The organism is Halorussus limi, from assembly GCF_023238205.1.
GTDB classification, from domain to species: Archaea; Halobacteriota; Halobacteria; order Halobacteriales; family Haladaptataceae; genus Halorussus; species Halorussus limi.
Genome location: NZ_CP096659.1, coordinates 2,939,873 through 2,954,832 on the forward strand (window position 1 = coordinate 2,939,873; position 14,960 = coordinate 2,954,832).

At 63.8% G+C, this 14,960-nt stretch carries 11 protein-coding genes; 4 read left to right on the forward strand and 7 right to left on the reverse strand.

Features of this window, described 5'->3' with window-relative positions; all coding sequences use genetic code 11:
• Positions 1 to 352: 352 nt before the first annotated feature.
• Genes M0R89_RS15080 through M0R89_RS15095 form a run of 4 tightly spaced genes read right to left on the reverse strand, consistent with a single transcriptional unit; the run spans position 353 to position 4,117 of the window.
• Entirely contained in the window at positions 353 to 1,840 is a 1,488-nt protein-coding gene (locus M0R89_RS15080; RefSeq protein WP_248649906.1) for a cobyric acid synthase, read from the reverse strand.
• Positions 1,840 to 2,541, reverse strand: coding sequence for a cob(I)yrinic acid a,c-diamide adenosyltransferase (locus tag M0R89_RS15085; RefSeq protein ID WP_248649907.1), 702 nt, complete (start codon positions 2,539 to 2,541; stop codon positions 1,840 to 1,842). The genes M0R89_RS15080 and M0R89_RS15085 overlap by 1 nt, the downstream gene beginning before the upstream one ends.
• Positions 2,542 to 2,543: 2 nt before the next feature.
• Positions 2,544 to 3,842, reverse strand: a complete 1,299-nt coding sequence (locus M0R89_RS15090; RefSeq protein ID WP_248649908.1) for a cobyrinic acid a,c-diamide synthase — start codon at positions 3,840 to 3,842, stop codon at positions 2,544 to 2,546.
• Positions 3,839 to 4,117, reverse strand: coding sequence for a nicotinate-nucleotide--dimethylbenzimidazole phosphoribosyltransferase family protein (locus M0R89_RS15095; protein ID WP_438267667.1), 279 nt, complete (start codon positions 4,115 to 4,117; stop codon positions 3,839 to 3,841). The genes M0R89_RS15090 and M0R89_RS15095 overlap by 4 nt, the downstream gene beginning before the upstream one ends.
• A gap of 221 nt (positions 4,118 to 4,338) precedes the next feature.
• Here M0R89_RS15095 and cobA point away from each other — a divergent pair, with 221 nt between their 5' ends.
• Positions 4,339 to 5,352, forward strand: a complete 1,014-nt coding sequence (cobA, locus tag M0R89_RS15100; protein WP_248649909.1) for a uroporphyrinogen-III C-methyltransferase — start codon at positions 4,339 to 4,341, stop codon at positions 5,350 to 5,352.
• 361 nt (positions 5,353 to 5,713) lie between these two features.
• The gene (locus tag M0R89_RS15105) at positions 5,714 to 6,499 is read left to right on the forward strand and encodes a CbiX/SirB N-terminal domain-containing protein (protein ID WP_248649910.1); all 786 of its coding nucleotides are present in this window, start codon (positions 5,714 to 5,716) and stop codon (positions 6,497 to 6,499) included.
• Positions 6,500 to 6,508: 9 nt separating this feature from the next.
• Here M0R89_RS15105 and M0R89_RS15110 read toward each other — a convergent pair whose 3' ends face one another.
• The 3 genes from M0R89_RS15110 to cobN are packed head-to-tail and all read right to left on the reverse strand — an operon-like array spanning position 6,509 to position 11,884.
• Entirely contained in the window at positions 6,509 to 7,264 is a 756-nt protein-coding gene (locus M0R89_RS15110) for a cobalt-precorrin-7 (C(5))-methyltransferase (protein ID WP_248649911.1), read from the reverse strand.
• Entirely contained in the window at positions 7,261 to 7,965 is a 705-nt protein-coding gene (locus tag M0R89_RS15115; RefSeq protein ID WP_248649912.1) for a precorrin-8X methylmutase, read from the reverse strand. Before M0R89_RS15115 ends, M0R89_RS15110 begins: the two co-directional genes overlap by 4 nt.
• Positions 7,955 to 11,884, reverse strand: a complete 3,930-nt coding sequence (cobN, locus tag M0R89_RS15120; RefSeq protein ID WP_248649913.1) for a cobaltochelatase subunit CobN — start codon at positions 11,882 to 11,884, stop codon at positions 7,955 to 7,957. Before cobN ends, M0R89_RS15115 begins: the two co-directional genes overlap by 11 nt.
• A 34-nt stretch (positions 11,885 to 11,918) precedes the next feature.
• Between cobN and M0R89_RS15125 the strand changes: the two genes are divergently transcribed.
• Both M0R89_RS15125 and M0R89_RS15130 read left to right on the forward strand, forming a co-directional pair.
• Entirely contained in the window at positions 11,919 to 14,084 is a 2,166-nt protein-coding gene (locus tag M0R89_RS15125; RefSeq protein ID WP_248652281.1) for a VWA domain-containing protein, read from the forward strand.
• Positions 14,081 to 14,785: a hypothetical protein gene (locus M0R89_RS15130; protein ID WP_248649914.1), complete on the forward strand. Its 705-nt coding sequence runs from the start codon at positions 14,081 to 14,083 to the stop codon at positions 14,783 to 14,785. Before M0R89_RS15125 ends, M0R89_RS15130 begins: the two co-directional genes overlap by 4 nt.
• Positions 14,786 to 14,960 lie beyond the last annotated feature (175 nt).

Genomic DNA, 14,960 nt, shown 5'->3' on the forward strand with positions numbered 1-14,960 from the left:
TTGATGGTGTCGCTCTCGCAGTAGGTCTCTAGTTCGGAGTGAGTGAACTCCTCCATCAATTCTTGGTGTGTTCGCCATTCAGTTGACCATTCCTGGACAGGACGCGAAGGTATTCTGAATCCGTCGAGTCGACGTGCTGGACGACGAGCGAAAATCGCCGCGTCCTTCTACGTGAGAAACAACCGGGAAAGTGGTCTTTCACCATGCTGATTGCGAAATAGCAGTATTTTCTGACGGACGTATCGATATCTCTCCATAGTCTCCGTAGAAACCAGCCGAAGAGGACCGAATCACCGCAGGTTTCGCACTCAGCACTCCAGCGGCCGTTCTTTAGGCATTACGCTCCTCCACATTACAAGTCGACTGGAAGAGAGTGGCCAGACATATTCTCCTCGAGTAAGTCGGCAGCACGGTCATGTGGCGACCGTGCCGTCTGTCTCTCGCTCTGGTCGCCTTGTCCGGCATATTCGAAGACAGTGTCGAGGAACGCCATCCTGACGTTTTCGTTTTCGAAGACGCCGTGAAGATAGGTTCCGAGGACCCGCTCCGTCGCGGCACTTTCGGACCCGAGCGGCTGGTCGACAGTCGTTGTTGGCGTCGAGTGACCCATGTGGATTTCGTAGCCACTAGCTGTCCCGTCTGCGCCGGCGAGCATCCCCGCTCCGTCGATTGGCACCGTCAGCTGCTCGACGCGCTTTGTCGTTGCAAACTGCGTTTCGACCGGCAGAAGCCCGAAGCCGTCGACGACATCGCGCTCGCTCGTGCTTTCGACCCCCGCGTTGGTAATCCGTTCACCGAGCATCTGATACCCGCCACAGATTCCGACAATCGGTCCCGAGAAGTCGTTCAGTTGGTCCTCGAAGCCCGCACCGCGGAGCGCGAGCAGGTCATCGACCGTGTTCTTCGTTCCCGGAAGCACGACCGCGTCGACGTCACCGAGGTTCGAATCCAGAGGGAGGTAGGCGACACGGACGCCGGGTTCGTTCGCCAACGGTTCGAAGTCGGTGAAGTTCGAGATTCGGGGGAGGCGAGGGACACCCACCGTCACCGACTGGCCCGCCGGCACACCGTCGTCATCGCCCGTGACGACCCGGTTGCTCGTCGACGGGAGCGAGACGCTGTCCTCCTCCGGTAGTCCGGGGTCGTCGTGTGGGATCACGCCCAGTATCGGGACCCCCGTCCGGGCCTCTATCTCTTCGATGCCGGATTCCAGTAGTGCCGGGTCGCCGCGGAACTTCGTGACGACCGCGCCGCAGACGCGGTCCCGGACATCCGCGGGCATCAGTTCGAGAGTGCCGAAGAGGCTGGCGAACGCACCGCCGCGTTCGATGTTCACGACGAGCAGGACGGCGGCGTCCGCGAACCTGGCCGTTTCGATGTTCGCAAGGTCACGGTGCTGGAGATTGATCTCGGCGATACTTCCCGCCCCTTCCGCGACGATGACCTCGTGTTGTTCAGCCAACCGTTCGTAGGATTCGACGGCGGCTCGGCGCGCCCCGTCCCAGTAGGAGTCGTAGTACGACCCGGCAGGAACGTGTTCGACGGCCTCCCCTTGTATCACGAGCTGACTCTCCCCGTCACCACGGGGTTTCAACAGGACCGGGTTCATGTCGGTGGTCGGCGGCACCTCGGCGGACTGGGCCTGCACGTACTGCGAGATACCGATTTCGCCCCACTCGCCGTCGGGACCGATGACCGCCCGCGCGTTATTGCTCATGTTCTGGGCCTTGTACGGGGAGACAGAGACCCCTCGTCGGGCGAGCAGGCGGCACAGTCCCGCCGCGACGGTACTCTTCCCGGCGTGGCTCTCGGTTCCGGCGACCAGTATCGTCTCGGTCATCAGTACTCGGTGCCCTTCCGGGCGCGCTGGCCGTCGTCGATGGGGTGTTTCTCTTTCCGGACGTTCGTGACTAGGTCGGCATGCCCGACGAGGTATTCGGGTCGTTCGTGCCCGCCAGTGAGGACGAGTTCGAGGTCCTCGGGCTTCGATTCGACGAGGTCGACCACAGATTCCGGGGTAATCAGCCCGCGGCTCACCGCGTAGAGGACCTCGTCGAGTATCAGCATATGAACGCCTTCGTCGGGCGGGGCTGCAGGCCCACGGGGGACGGTGAGGTCTGCGTCTGACGCCGCTTGAACCAAATCTTCGGTGCGGGCGAGTCCGCCCTTCGCCTTCGCGGCGTGCTCGTCGTTGTCCGACCCGTCGAGGAAGCCGTGCCAGCCGTAGTGGCCGGTGTTCTCGTAGGTGAAACCAGGGAAGCGTTCGATGGCGTTGTACTCGCCGCGAACGTCCTCGACGCTCGAGGTCCCGCCCTTCATGAACTGGAGCATGTGGACGCGGAAGCCGTGGCCGGCCGCCCGGAAGCCCATTCCCGTCGCGGCGGTCGTCTTGCCCTTCCCGTCGCCCCACCAGACTTGCACGAGGCCGAACTCCTCCGGCGCCGACGGTTCAATTGGCTCCGCCGCGGGTGAGGTGCCCTTTCCTGGCGTTTGTGCGTGCAGTTTGTTCTGGTCGTCATTAGCTGAAGTGTCTCGTGCCATGGTTAGAGCTGGTCGACGAATCGGTCGAATGCGCCGCTCTCGGCGTGGACGTGTGCGTAGGTGCCGAGCGTCCGGTACTCGGTGAGCCCGTCGCGGTCTCCGTCGATGCCCGACCCCCGTTCGACGTCGAAGGCGAACCGGGCATCGGAGTCGACGTCGGCGCTCGAGTAGTGGAACTCGTGGCCGCGGACGGCGTCGTCTGTTCCCGCGGTCAGCGTCGGTTCGCGAGCGCGGAGTTCTACGTGGTCCAGCGCCTGATAGCGGTCGTGCATCCGGACCTCGGCGGGGAGGACGCCCGCCATCTCGTACGTCTCCTCCTCGGCCGTCGTCAGCGACTCGCTGAGCACCATCATCCCGCCGCACTCGCCCAGAACCGGTACGCCATCGACGGCATAACGACGGAGTGACGAGAGCGCCGGTCCGTCGGCGAGGTCGGCAGCGTGCAACTCCGGATAGCCGCCCGGGAGGTAAACCCCGTCGGCGTCCGGAACGTCGTCGCCATCGGCCGGAGCGAACGTCACCACCTCGGCGCGCGAACGCAGTCGTTCGAGGACGCCCGGATAGACGAATCGGAACGCGTCGTCGCGCGGCACGGCGACTCGCATGTTCCTGGCCGATCGCTGATTACTCGACTCCGGGCGGGGAGGTTCGCTGGCGGCCGCCACGAGTTGCTCAGTGTCGATGTGGTCAGCGGCGTCGTCGAGCGTTTCCCGGTCGAGCGGGTCCTCCTCGCCCATGTGGAGGCCGAGGTGTCGGTCGGGGATTTCGAGGTCGGCGCTCGGTGGAATCCGGCCGAAGTACGTCAACCCGTCGGGGAGGGCGTCCGCGATGCCCGTTTCGTGACGGCCGCCGTGCGCACGTTGTGCGATAACGCCCGCGACGTCGATATCGCGACCCGCATCGGCGGCGTACTTGCGGAAGCCTACCGCGGTCGCGGCTACGCTCTCCATCCCGGCACTTGCGTCGACGACCAGCACCACCGGGAGATCGAGCGCCTCCGCGACCATCGCCGTACTGGACCCATCGCCGTCGTAGAGCCCCATGACGCCTTCGACGACGCAGACGTCGCCGTCGCCGCGGTAATAGTTCCGTCGGAGCCCCTCCTCGCCTTCGAGCCAGACGTCGAGGGTGCGCGACGGACGGCCTGCGACGACTGCGTGATGACTCGGGTCGATGAAGTCCGGGCCGGCCTTCGCTGGCTGGACCGAGTAGCCCGCCGCTTCGACGGCGCTGATGACTGCGAGGGTGGCGACCGTCTTCCCCACGCCCGACCGAGTGCCACCGACGACGACGCCCTTCATGGTTTCACCGCGGGTTCTTCGTCGGTAATCGGTTCGTAGACGTCGATGACGCGGTCGCCCACCGCCGCCATCGACACGTCCGACCGATCGGCCAGCGCAAGCGCGCCGCCCATTCCGACATCTTCCTTCGCCTCACCGGCGACGTAGGCGTCCATCGCCGGGTGGTCGCTGCGGTCGAACTCGGGGTCGGTCACGGTCAACTCTAGGTCGAGGTCAGTCGCCAATGCCGCTATCTCGGCGGTCCGTGTGCATCCGGCGATAAGAGCGAACCTCATCGTTCAAACTGGCTCCTTCTCGGGCGCTTCCTCGCACCGTTGATCGAAGTCACGTTGTTGTGCAATCATGCTCTGCGCCTAATCCACCTAGTTTTGGTTTAGTGCAATCAGGCTTTAATTGTTTGGTGTGCTCATGAGGGTGGCCGCTGTTCAATTGGACTTGTGACGCCCCACGTATAACACAAACAAGGTTGAAGTATTGCAACCCTGTTTGCCTTCGTATGTGCGAAGATACAACTGAGAATGCACTCCCCGACTCTGAGGGGTCAGACTCAACCGAGAAGTTGTCTGGACCGGTCCGAGCCCCTCTTTTGAAGAAAAAAGACGAAAAGAGCCAACGAAGGGATGGTCAAGAGGACGTAGCGCGGAACGCATCAACTGATAGCAAGACGCGTGCGGATTCGGAAGACCAACTCTCGTCCGGCGTTACGAAATCTGACAACCGAAATACGTCGGTGGAAGGGGTCGGTGAAAGGGGAGACACGGGCACGGTATACTTAGTCGGATCCGGTCCGGGGGATCCGGAACTACTTACGAGGCGGGCGTGGCGACTTCTCCGAGAGGCGGACGTCGTTCTGCACGACTCGTTGACGGGTGACGAAATCGTCGACGACCTTCCGGAATCGGTCGAGGTCGTCGATGTCGGAAAACGTCCGCCGCAGCGAACGACGCAGGACGAAATTAACGAGTTGATGCTCGGGAAATCCCGGAAGGAAGAAACCGTCGTTCGTCTCAAGGGAGGGGATCCGAACGTCTTCGGTCGGGGAGGAGAAGAGGCAGAGTACTTGGCATCCGAAGATGTTCCCTTCGAAATAATTCCCGGGGTCTCGAGTGTCCTCGCCGCACCGAGCGTGAGCGGGATTCCGCTAACACATAGGGACCGATCTTCCAGCTTGACTGTTATAACAGGACACCAGACGCCGGACAAGGACGAAAGCGCCATCGACTGGGATGCACTTGCTGATTCGATTAACGCAGGCGGGACACTCGTCATCCTCATGGGTGTGAATCGCTTGCCGAAGAACGTTCAGGCACTCCGAAAACACGGAGTACCCCGCCGGACGCCGACCGCGATGGTACAGAAAGCGACGTGGGGTGACGAGAAGACAGTCACGGGAACGTTATCTGACATCGTCGAGAAAAGCCAAGCCGCAGAAATTGAGTCCCCCGCAGTCACGATAGTTGGTGACGTCGTTAACGTGAGAGGCGAAGTGGAAGAGTGGCTACGAGGGTAGGTCAACTACCGTGCTCCTTTTCCACAATTTCGAGCAGAAGAACGTGCTGACTATCGGCGGAGGGAGCGTCGCCCTTCGGGAAGTGATGCGGTCTGGAAGCTACTTCCCCATTCGTTCGACGAGGCTAAAGCGACGGCCCGTGAGCTAATTGCGATTGAGGACGGATTCCTGCCTTCCTGATTTTGCTTACTTCCTCACACGTTCCTATTAGTCCGTTTACTCTCGATAGAGCGTTTGAATCTTCTCCCCAGGCGGAAATTTTCCCGCGGCGTCCAAAACTTATTTGGCAGTCCCCCACGACGTGCAAATCAAGCAAACTTGGTATAACTAAATCCAAGTTGTATATCGGCGGGGTTCCAAAATGACAAACGAATCAATACTACTCATCGGCCGGAAAGACCCGCACGCTCGTGAAGTGTACGAAACACACGCGAATCGGCTCAGGAACAGAGCCGGCGTCGACGGCGTGCGCGTCGCAACGTACGAAACCGAACCGGTTCGCGAACTCCGTGAGACGTTCGTCAAAATCGAAAGTGACCGTGTATACGCCGTCCCCCTGACTACGGCACACACGTTCGATACGACCGACGGAGTACCCGCCGCGCTCTCGTACGTCCCCGGCGAGGTACGCTATTGCGAACCGGTCGGTCGAAGCCCCGCCGTCACGGACGTTCTCGCCGAGCGGGCCACGGAAGTAGTTCCAGCAAGGAACGACGCATCGCTCGTGCTCGTCAGTTTCGGAAGTAGCTCGAAGCCGTACCAGCGCCAGACGGCCGAGTACCACGCGGCACGTCTGAACGACCAGTCTGACTACGATGAGGTTCTCACCTGTTATCTCTTACAGAATCCCACCGTCGAATGCGTCCGCTACAACACTTCGAACAGCCGCACGGTCGCCGTACCGCTGTTTTTGACTCAATCTCAGGCGACCGAAGAGGAGATTCCGGCGAAACTCGAACTCGACCGCGGCGGAATCAAATACGCCGACCCGCTCGGCGAGCACCCGCGAGTGACTGACGCTATCCACGCGGAGGTCGAAAAACAACGCGTACTCGCGACTAGCGAGGACGGTCCAGCATCGTTCGAGGCACAGCTCGCCCAAAATTGTCGCCCGGTCGCAACCGACGGAGAAGGAGTACGGCAGTAGCAGAGAGAGTTAGTCCGTACGAACAGCCAGCACGGACAAATCAGAGAACGGCGTGTCGTCAGGGTTGGTTCCGCCCGCAGAGGCTTCGAGATCGCCCAGAGTCGACCGGGTGACCGTTTCGTCTTCGTGCGTCAGCCGCTCGAAGACGAGCGCATCGAGCGACGAAGACGCACCGGAATCGAGGAGATGGGCAGCGATATCCCCCGGCATCCAATCGTATGGACGCGGGAGGACGAGGAGGTGGCGCTCGCCGACGGAATCGCAGAGGCGCTGGAGATCGGGAGCGACATCACCGCTTTTGTGGAGCGTCACGAACGTCGTCTCTTCCATTGGCGTCCGGGCACGACTCGCAGCCACTTGGAGAGACGAGATGCCCGGAATCACGCGAACCGACCGTTCGATCGCATCCTGAACCTTACCGACGAACTGATAGCCCGAGTGGTTGGGATCGCCCATCAGTACGGCCGTCCCGTCCGCACCGTCGCTGATTCGTCGGGCAAACGTCTCGAGCGTCGCGGCCTCGTCGGCGTAACCACAGGTCAGTAGCTCGGCATCGGTCTCTCCGCGGACGAAGTCGACGACCGTTTCGAACCCGACGACCACGTCCGCTTCACGAATCGCTCGCTTGCCCCGCGGTGTCAGATACTCCGCGTTTCCGGGTCCGATTCCGACCGCGTAAACCGGGTCCTCAGTAGGGGTTTCGGGAGCAGCGGCGGCGAGGGTCGCCGGGTCCGGACCGGATTCCAAATCGTACGTGTCGCTCATGCAAGATCGACGTCTCCGTTCCGCGCATCGCTCGCGACGTGGACGAGCTCGTTCGTCAGTCCGGCCGCGAGTCCGCTTCCACCGCGGCGACCGACGTTCGTGATGGCGGGCACTTCGTATTCGCGGACGACGTCGCGAATGCGCTCACGGCTCTCGGCGGCCTTCACGAAGCCCACGGGCGTCGCGACGACGACGGCGGGACGAGTTCCGTCCTCGATGCAATCGGCGAGCGCCAGGGCCGCAGTGGGCGCGTTCCCGATTACGGCGACCGCACCGTCGTAGACGCCTTCGCGGTCGAGTTCGAGGACGGACGCGGCGGTTCGGGTCATCCCTGTTCGTTCGGCGAGTTCGGTCCCGTTCCCGATGGCCTTGCGAACCGGACAACTGTGGCCACGTCCGGTGATACCCTCTTTCACCATCGTGATGTCAGTGACGATGGGTCGCTCGTCGAGCACCGCCTCCGCACCCGCTCGAACGGGATTACCTTCGAACCGCATCAAATGCTGGAACTCCGGATCACCGGTCGCGTGGACCGACTTCTGACGGATTCTGTCGGTGAGCGTCTCGTCGGGGACGAGTTCCCGCACGCGGTCCATGCTCGTTTCGGCTATCTCCATGGCGTTCTCGGTGGTCGCGCCGAGGTCGGCGTACTCTTCAGCGTCGTCAGCCGTCGAGGCATCTACGTCCGCGTCAGTCGTCATCGCTCGTCACCTCCACAGGGTCGACGCCATCGGCGCGCGCTTCGATGTCACCGTCGACCCTGAGGTTGATGTCGCGTATACGGTCCGCCGTTTCGTCGCTGGCGTCCCACAGTCCTCGGTCGATAGCTTCCAGAAGCGTGTCCGTGATGCTTTCCAAGGCCCACGGATTCACGTCGCGCATCCACTCTTGTCGGTCCTCGTCGAATGCGTACTTCTCGGCGACGTCTTCCCAGAGCGCGTCGCTGACGACGCCGGTGGTGGCGTCCCATCCGAGGACGACGTCGACCGTCGTGGAGAGGTCGCCCGCACCCTTGTACTCGTGGTCCTCCATGCTGTCGAGCCAGTCCGGATTGAGGACCCGAGCGCGCATCGCCTTCCGCACCTTCTCCTCGTTGGTGTAGACGTCGACGTTGTCCGGGTCGGCCGAGTCGCCGACGTACGAGGCGGGCTCCTCGCCCGCGATTTCCGAGACCGCTGTGATGAAGCCGCCGTGGAACGCGTACCAGTCGGAGCTGTCGAGCTCGTCCTGCTCGGCGGTGTCCTCTATCTTCACCGTGGCCTCGACGCTGCCGAGTCTGCGCTCGAAGGCGTCGTGCGCCTCGGAGACGCGACCGCGCTTCCCTAGCGCGTAGCCGCCCCACTGGACGTACACGTCTGCGAGGTCCGCGCGGTCGTCCCAGTTACCCTCGTCGACCGCTTTGTTCGTCCCTGCGCCGTAGCCGCCGGGCCGGGTGGTGAACACGCGGTGGGTCGCCGCGCTCCGCGCCTCGGACTCGTCCATTCCATCCGATTGGAGCCGCTCGCTCTCCTCCTCGACGTGCTTCTTGACGTAGTTCATCTCGTGTGGCTCGTCGAGGTCGACTACGGCGTCTACGGCGTCGTGGATCACGGCGGCGGCTTGCGGGAACGCGTCCCGGAACAGGCCGGAGACGCGCGTCGTCACGTCGATTCGCGGCCGACCCAGTTCGTCCAGCGGAATCGGATTCACGTCGTCGATCCGTCCGGCGTCGGTCCACTCGGGTTCGACTCCCATCAGCGCGAGCACCTGCGCGACGGTCTCGCCGCGGGTCCGGACCGTCGGCGTGCCCCACGCGACGACCCCGATCTCTTCGGGGTATTCGCCCTGCTCGTCGTAGTGGCGTTCGGCGAGACCGTCGCCGACTTCGCGTCCGACCAGCCAGGCGCTCTTCGCCGGGACCTTCCGCGGGTCGAGCGTGTAGAAGTTGCGGGCGGTAGGGAGGAGGTCGACCCCGCCGCGCGTCGGTGCGCCGCTTCCGCCCGGCGGGACGTATTCGCCGGAAAGCGCGTCCGCCGTCCGTGGAATCTCGTCCTCGGCTCCCTCGACACGCGGCGCCGCTTCCTCGCAGATATACGCCAGCGCCTCCCGTAAGGCGTTGTGGGCACCCGATTTCGCTCGGGCGTCGCCCAGCGGGTCGATGTCGACGACGAGTAGGTTCATGTTCATCTCGTCGTTCGGACCGGCCTCCGCCTCAGAAGCCGGGACATCGAATTCGTACTCGGCCAACGTCTCCACCAGTTCGAGACTCGTCTCGTACACCTCGTCGGCGGCCTCCGCGTAGGTCATCCCGAGGGTGTCGTCGTACGCCCCGGGGTCGTGGAGCATCCGCTGGTAGTCGACGCCGAGCACGCCGGCGACACTTTCTCGGAGGCTCGGCGCACCGGGGTTCTCCAGGCGGGTGAGCGCGACGAGGTACTCGACGAGGCGCTCGTCGGTGGGCGGCTCGCTCATCGTGTGTAGTCCCATCCGAATCTGGGTGGTCTTCACGTCGGTGAGGTACTCGTGGATGCGCTCGACGAGTTCGTCGACGGCGATGTCGTCGCCGGCGACCTCGCCCTCGGCGAGCGTCGTCCCCGCCTCCTCTGGGCCGCGTACGTCCGCCTTCTCGTCGACGCTTCCTTCGATACCGAGTTCGACGGCGAGGTCCAGTTCGTCGACCTTCTGGCGGACGAGCTGTTCGAGATGTTCGCCGTCGTCGGTCCGGGCGTCCTCCATTCCCGCCTCGCGATATCTGTCTGCGAGTTCCTCGAGTTCGGCCAGTTCGTCGTACGTTCCCGCGTTGCGCATCACCGGCGTGAGGTAGTCGACGATGGCCGCGTACGAGCGACGCTTGGCCTGCGTCCCCTCGCCGGGATTGTTGATGATGTACGGGTAGACGTTCGGGAGGTCGTCGATCAACTGGTCCGGCGCGCTCTCGCCGTTCAATCCCACCGTCTTTCCGGGGAGCCACTCTAGGCTCCCGTGGGTGCCGAGGTGAACGACGGCATCGGCCTCGAAGGCGTTTCGGAGCCACGAATAGAAAGCCACGTAGTCGTGAGGCGGCTGGAGATCCGAGTCGTGGTAGACCTTCGAAGGGTCCATGCCGAACCCGCGCGGCGGTTGCACCGTCACCAAGACGTTCTCGAACTCGACACCGGGGATTGCAAACGGACGGTCTGGGTGTTCACCCCACTCTTCCACGACGTTCTCCTGGAAGCGGTCGTCGGTCGCCTCGAACCACTGCTCGTACTGCTCCGGCGAGACGACGTCGACGCTCAAATCGCGCACGTCTTCGGGGGCGACCCACCGGTCGTCGAGCGTGAGTTGTGCGGTCAGTCGATCGACGAGAGTCTGGCCGCTACTCGGTAACTCACCGCCGAGGTCGTACCCTCGTGCGTCCAGTTCCTGGAGAAGGTTTACCGTGCTCTCGGGGGTGTCGAGTCCGAAAGCAGTCCCGATTCCGTCGTCGCTCGGCGGATAGTTGTGGAGGACGACCGCTACGCGTTTGTCCTCGTTGGGAAGGTGGCGGAGTCGCGCCCAGTTGACGGCGAGGCGGACCGCGTGGTCGACCCTGTCGTCGATGGGGAAGTGCTGCTTCGGCGCGCTTCCGATGTCGCCGGCGTCCTCCGTGCGCTCCTTTCCGCTGATGGGGTGAGTGATGACGTTCCCGTCGAACTCCGGGAGGGCGACCGACAGCGCGAGTTCGAAGCCCATCACGCCCGTGTCACTCCCTTGGTACCGAGAGCGCGAACGCATCGTCGTGATGGTCTGAAGTACCGGGACGCCGAGTCGGTCCAAGAACACGTCCTCGGCGCTGTCGCCTTCGTCGCTGGCACTACGACCTCGCTCGTCCATCGACAGCGAGAACATGAACGAGGAGAGGACGGCGTCGACGACGGGGTCGCCGTCGTCGTCGAGTAACCACTCGTCGACGACCCACTCGGCGTCCTCCTGCTCGTCGGTGTCCGTCGCCGGGTTACAGAAGATGGGGAGCGCGTTCGCGCCGTTCGCTTCGATGGCTCGCACCAACGCGTCCACGTACCGCGTGTTCTCGTGGGTCCAGTGGGACTCGTAGAACCAGACCGCGACGGTCGGCGTCTCGCCGAGCGAGTCGAGTCGGGACTCGCCGGAGCTTCGCTCCGGGTCGATTCGAGCCCGTAGGTCCTCGTATTCCGCGCCCGGTACGTCGGGGTGGTACACCCCCTCGGTCGGGAGCGCTACCGGACTGTCGTATTCGCAGTCCTCGTCGGCGTAACTGTCGATCAGGAAGCGGATGCAGTTAGCGATGTTGGACGTTCCCCCGCGGTCCAAGTACTCGCAGACGGTCTCGCGGTCCTCGATGCCGACCGTCGTGTCTTCGCGAGCGTACGCATCGCCGGTCGACTTCACGACGAGGGGAACGCCCTCCTCGGTGAGCCGCTGGACGGCGTGTTCGTAACCGGGCATGCTCTCCTCGGCGCCGTGGAGCCAGAACACGGCCGCGTCCGCGTCGACTATCTCCTCGAGGTACGCCTCGACGTCCGTCTGTTCGTCGAAGTCTCCCTCCGAGCGGACGACGAGGTCGGCGTCGACGCGCTCGGCCGCGGCTTGGACGGCTCCGAGTTCGTTCTCCGTGGCTGTGTATAGGGCAACCTTAGGCATAACTCTATTAAACCTCTATTTCACTATTGCAAGTATGGTTGATTTGGGAGAGACCAAAAAAGTGTCGCAGCCCTCCCGTTCGACGGTGCCGTTCCCCGCCGTGGTCGGCCAAGAGGCGTTGAAAGAAGCCCTCCTCGTCGTCGGGGCGAACGACGAACTCGACGGCCTGTTAGTCCGCGGCGAGAAGGGAACGGCGAAATCGACGGCAACGCGCGCATTCACGGAACTTCTACCCGACCAACGCGCTATCGCCGACTGCCCCTACGGCTGTCCTCCGGATGACGGAACTAAACAGTGCAAAACGTGTCGAACGCGGGACGACCCGCCCGTCGAAACTCGACCGGTCCCCTTCGTGACGCTGCCACTCGGCGCATCACGTGAGCGCGTTATGGGTTCCCTCTCCGTTGCGGACGCCCTCGACGGGGCGGCGGAATTCAACCCTGGTTTACTTGCGCGGGCGAACCGCGGCTTCCTCTACGTCGACGAGGTGAATCTCCTCGACGACCACCTCGTCGACGTCCTTCTCGACGCCGCAGCCAGCGGCACCAATCGGGTCGAACGCGACGGTGTCAGCGTCACCCATCCCGCGGACTTCACGCTCGTCGGGACGATGAACCCCGAGGAGGGCGAACTCCGCCCACAGTTCCGCGACCGATTCGCGCTCCAAGTCGAGGTGACCGGTGCTGAGGACATCGATCGGCGAGTCGCAGTCGTCGAACGTTCCCTCTCGGGATTCGACGGCGATTACGACGCGGAGACCGCGACCGTTCGTGAGCGCCTCAGCGAAGCTCGCGAACGGCTTCCCGACGTTACTATTCCGGAATCGCTCACTCGGGAGTTGGTGGAACTCTGTCTGGATTCGGGGGTCGATGGACATCGGGCCGATATCGCCACGGCACGGGGTGCGCGCACGCTGGCCGCCCTCGACGGCCGAACCAGAGTCATCGAGCCAGACGTTCGCCGTGCTGTCGAACTCGCTCTTCCCCACCGTCTTCGGAGCCGACCCTTCGAAGACGGTCCTGACTTCGAGGACGTCATCGACGACCATTTCGCGGACGGAGAGGGGGACGCTCAAGACGGCGAGGAAAGCTCCGGAGATGACGAAGACCAGTCTGGTTCCGAGTCTACAGGGTCGGCCGACGACCGCGTATCTGAAGGTGCAGATTCCGAGACTGAAGGAAGCGACGACGGTGACGGTTCGGAGGGAGGAGACGACTCTGGAGAGGAGAACCACGGCGATCCAGAGAGTGGAGGTGATTCCTCGGGGTCCCGAACGGAACCTCGTGACAGTCCCCGTCCGAGCGATGCGGATGGTGCGTCGGGCGACGACTCACCGACTGAACATGGCGGAGACGATACTCCGAACGACGGGGACGAGGAAGCCAAACCCCTGGTTCCCGGTCAACCACCCAACGACGTGGCCGAGCCCGGCGACGGAGTGGCTCCCGACATAAACGCACCGACGGCCGAACGTGCCGACGGGAGCGGTCGGGCCAGCGCACGTCCGAGCGACCGCGGCCGCGGAACGCGCGTTCGGACGGAACGAGCCGGTCTCGACGACGCGGTCGACCCGGCGGCGTCCGTCCGCGCCGCTGCCGTCCGCGGAGGCGATCGCGTCGAGTCCCGTGACCTCCGTCAGTCCGTCCGCGAGGGAGAGAGTTCGACGCTCGTCGTGTTCGCGATAGACGCGAGCGCCTCGATGCGCGGCCCGATGCGGGCCGCGAAGGGGGTTGCCCTCGACCTCCTCCGGGACGCCTACGAGTGTCGCGACGAGGTGGCGGTCGTCACCTTCGCCGGCGAGAGCGCGGACGTAATCCTCCCACCGACTGACAGCGTCGATCTGGCGGCGCGACACCTCAAGTCGTTACCGACGGGCGAACGCACGCCGCTCCCCGACGGTCTCCACACCGCTGGCGAATTGCTCGCGCGGGCAAACCCCGACGATACCGTAGTGGTCGTCGTCACTGACGGACGGGCGAACGCCGGGAGCGACTCCCCGACAACGGACACGAGAACGGCCGCGTCCGGTCTCGCTGACCGCGGAGCGAACGTGCTGGTCGTCGACGCGAGCGACGACGGGCGGACGAATCTGGTGGAGGACATCGTCTCCGCCGCCGACGGCGAACGCGTTCCCCTCGAAGCTCTCACCCCGAATCGCGTCGCGGACGCCTTCCAGCCGACGGAGGGAGGAGACCGATGATAGACGTCTCCGGCGTCGGCGTTCTCGCCGCCGCAGCGATACTCGGGATAACGCACGGGTTCGAGCCCGACCACGCCGCGGGTATCTCCGCGCTGACGACCGACGCCGACGGTTGGGTCCACGCGGCGTTCGTCGGCGGTAGCTTCGCGGTGGGTCACGTCGTGGTCGTCCTCGCCTGGGTCGCAATTCTCACCGCTATCGGTCGGGTCGCGACGGCACCGCCCGCAGTGTTCGACACGGTGGGGACGACGCTGGCGGGTCTCGTCCTCTTCGGAGTCGCGTGCGTGTTGGCCGCGAAGGGTTCGCGGCGAGTCCGTGGCCTTCCGGTTCATACTGTTCCGACTCCCATCCCCGGTTCGGTCGGACGGACGGTGTCTCACGCCCGTTCCCATCTCCATCACCCGCACGACAGCTACGGGGACTATCTCCGGACGGGCGTCGTCGGGTCGCTGTTCGCGCTCTCACCGCCGGTGAGTATGCTCGCGCTCGTCTCGACGGTCGTTCCGACCGGCGGTCTACACGGTGCGCTCACGGCCGTTGCTGTCTACGCGCTCGCCATCACCTCGACCATGTCGGTCATCGGCGGTGGAATCGGCGAGTTATTCTCGGTCGTCCAAGGGCGTGGCGAAAGAGTTCACGCAGCGTTCGAACTCGTGACGAGTGTAATCGTTCTCGGATTCGCGCTCCGTCTGCTGGTCTGACGGTCGAGTCCGACTCTCTACGGTCGCCGTTCTTCTCCCAGCGAGCGTTCTCCCCCGAGCGTCCCGACTTGTCCGTCTGAGAAATATTTATACACCTTTGGGAAACCAAAATATGTCTTAGATTGGGAAAAGGTGTCTCTCCTGTCCGAAGCAATCCGTTCGACAAAAGCAGTGG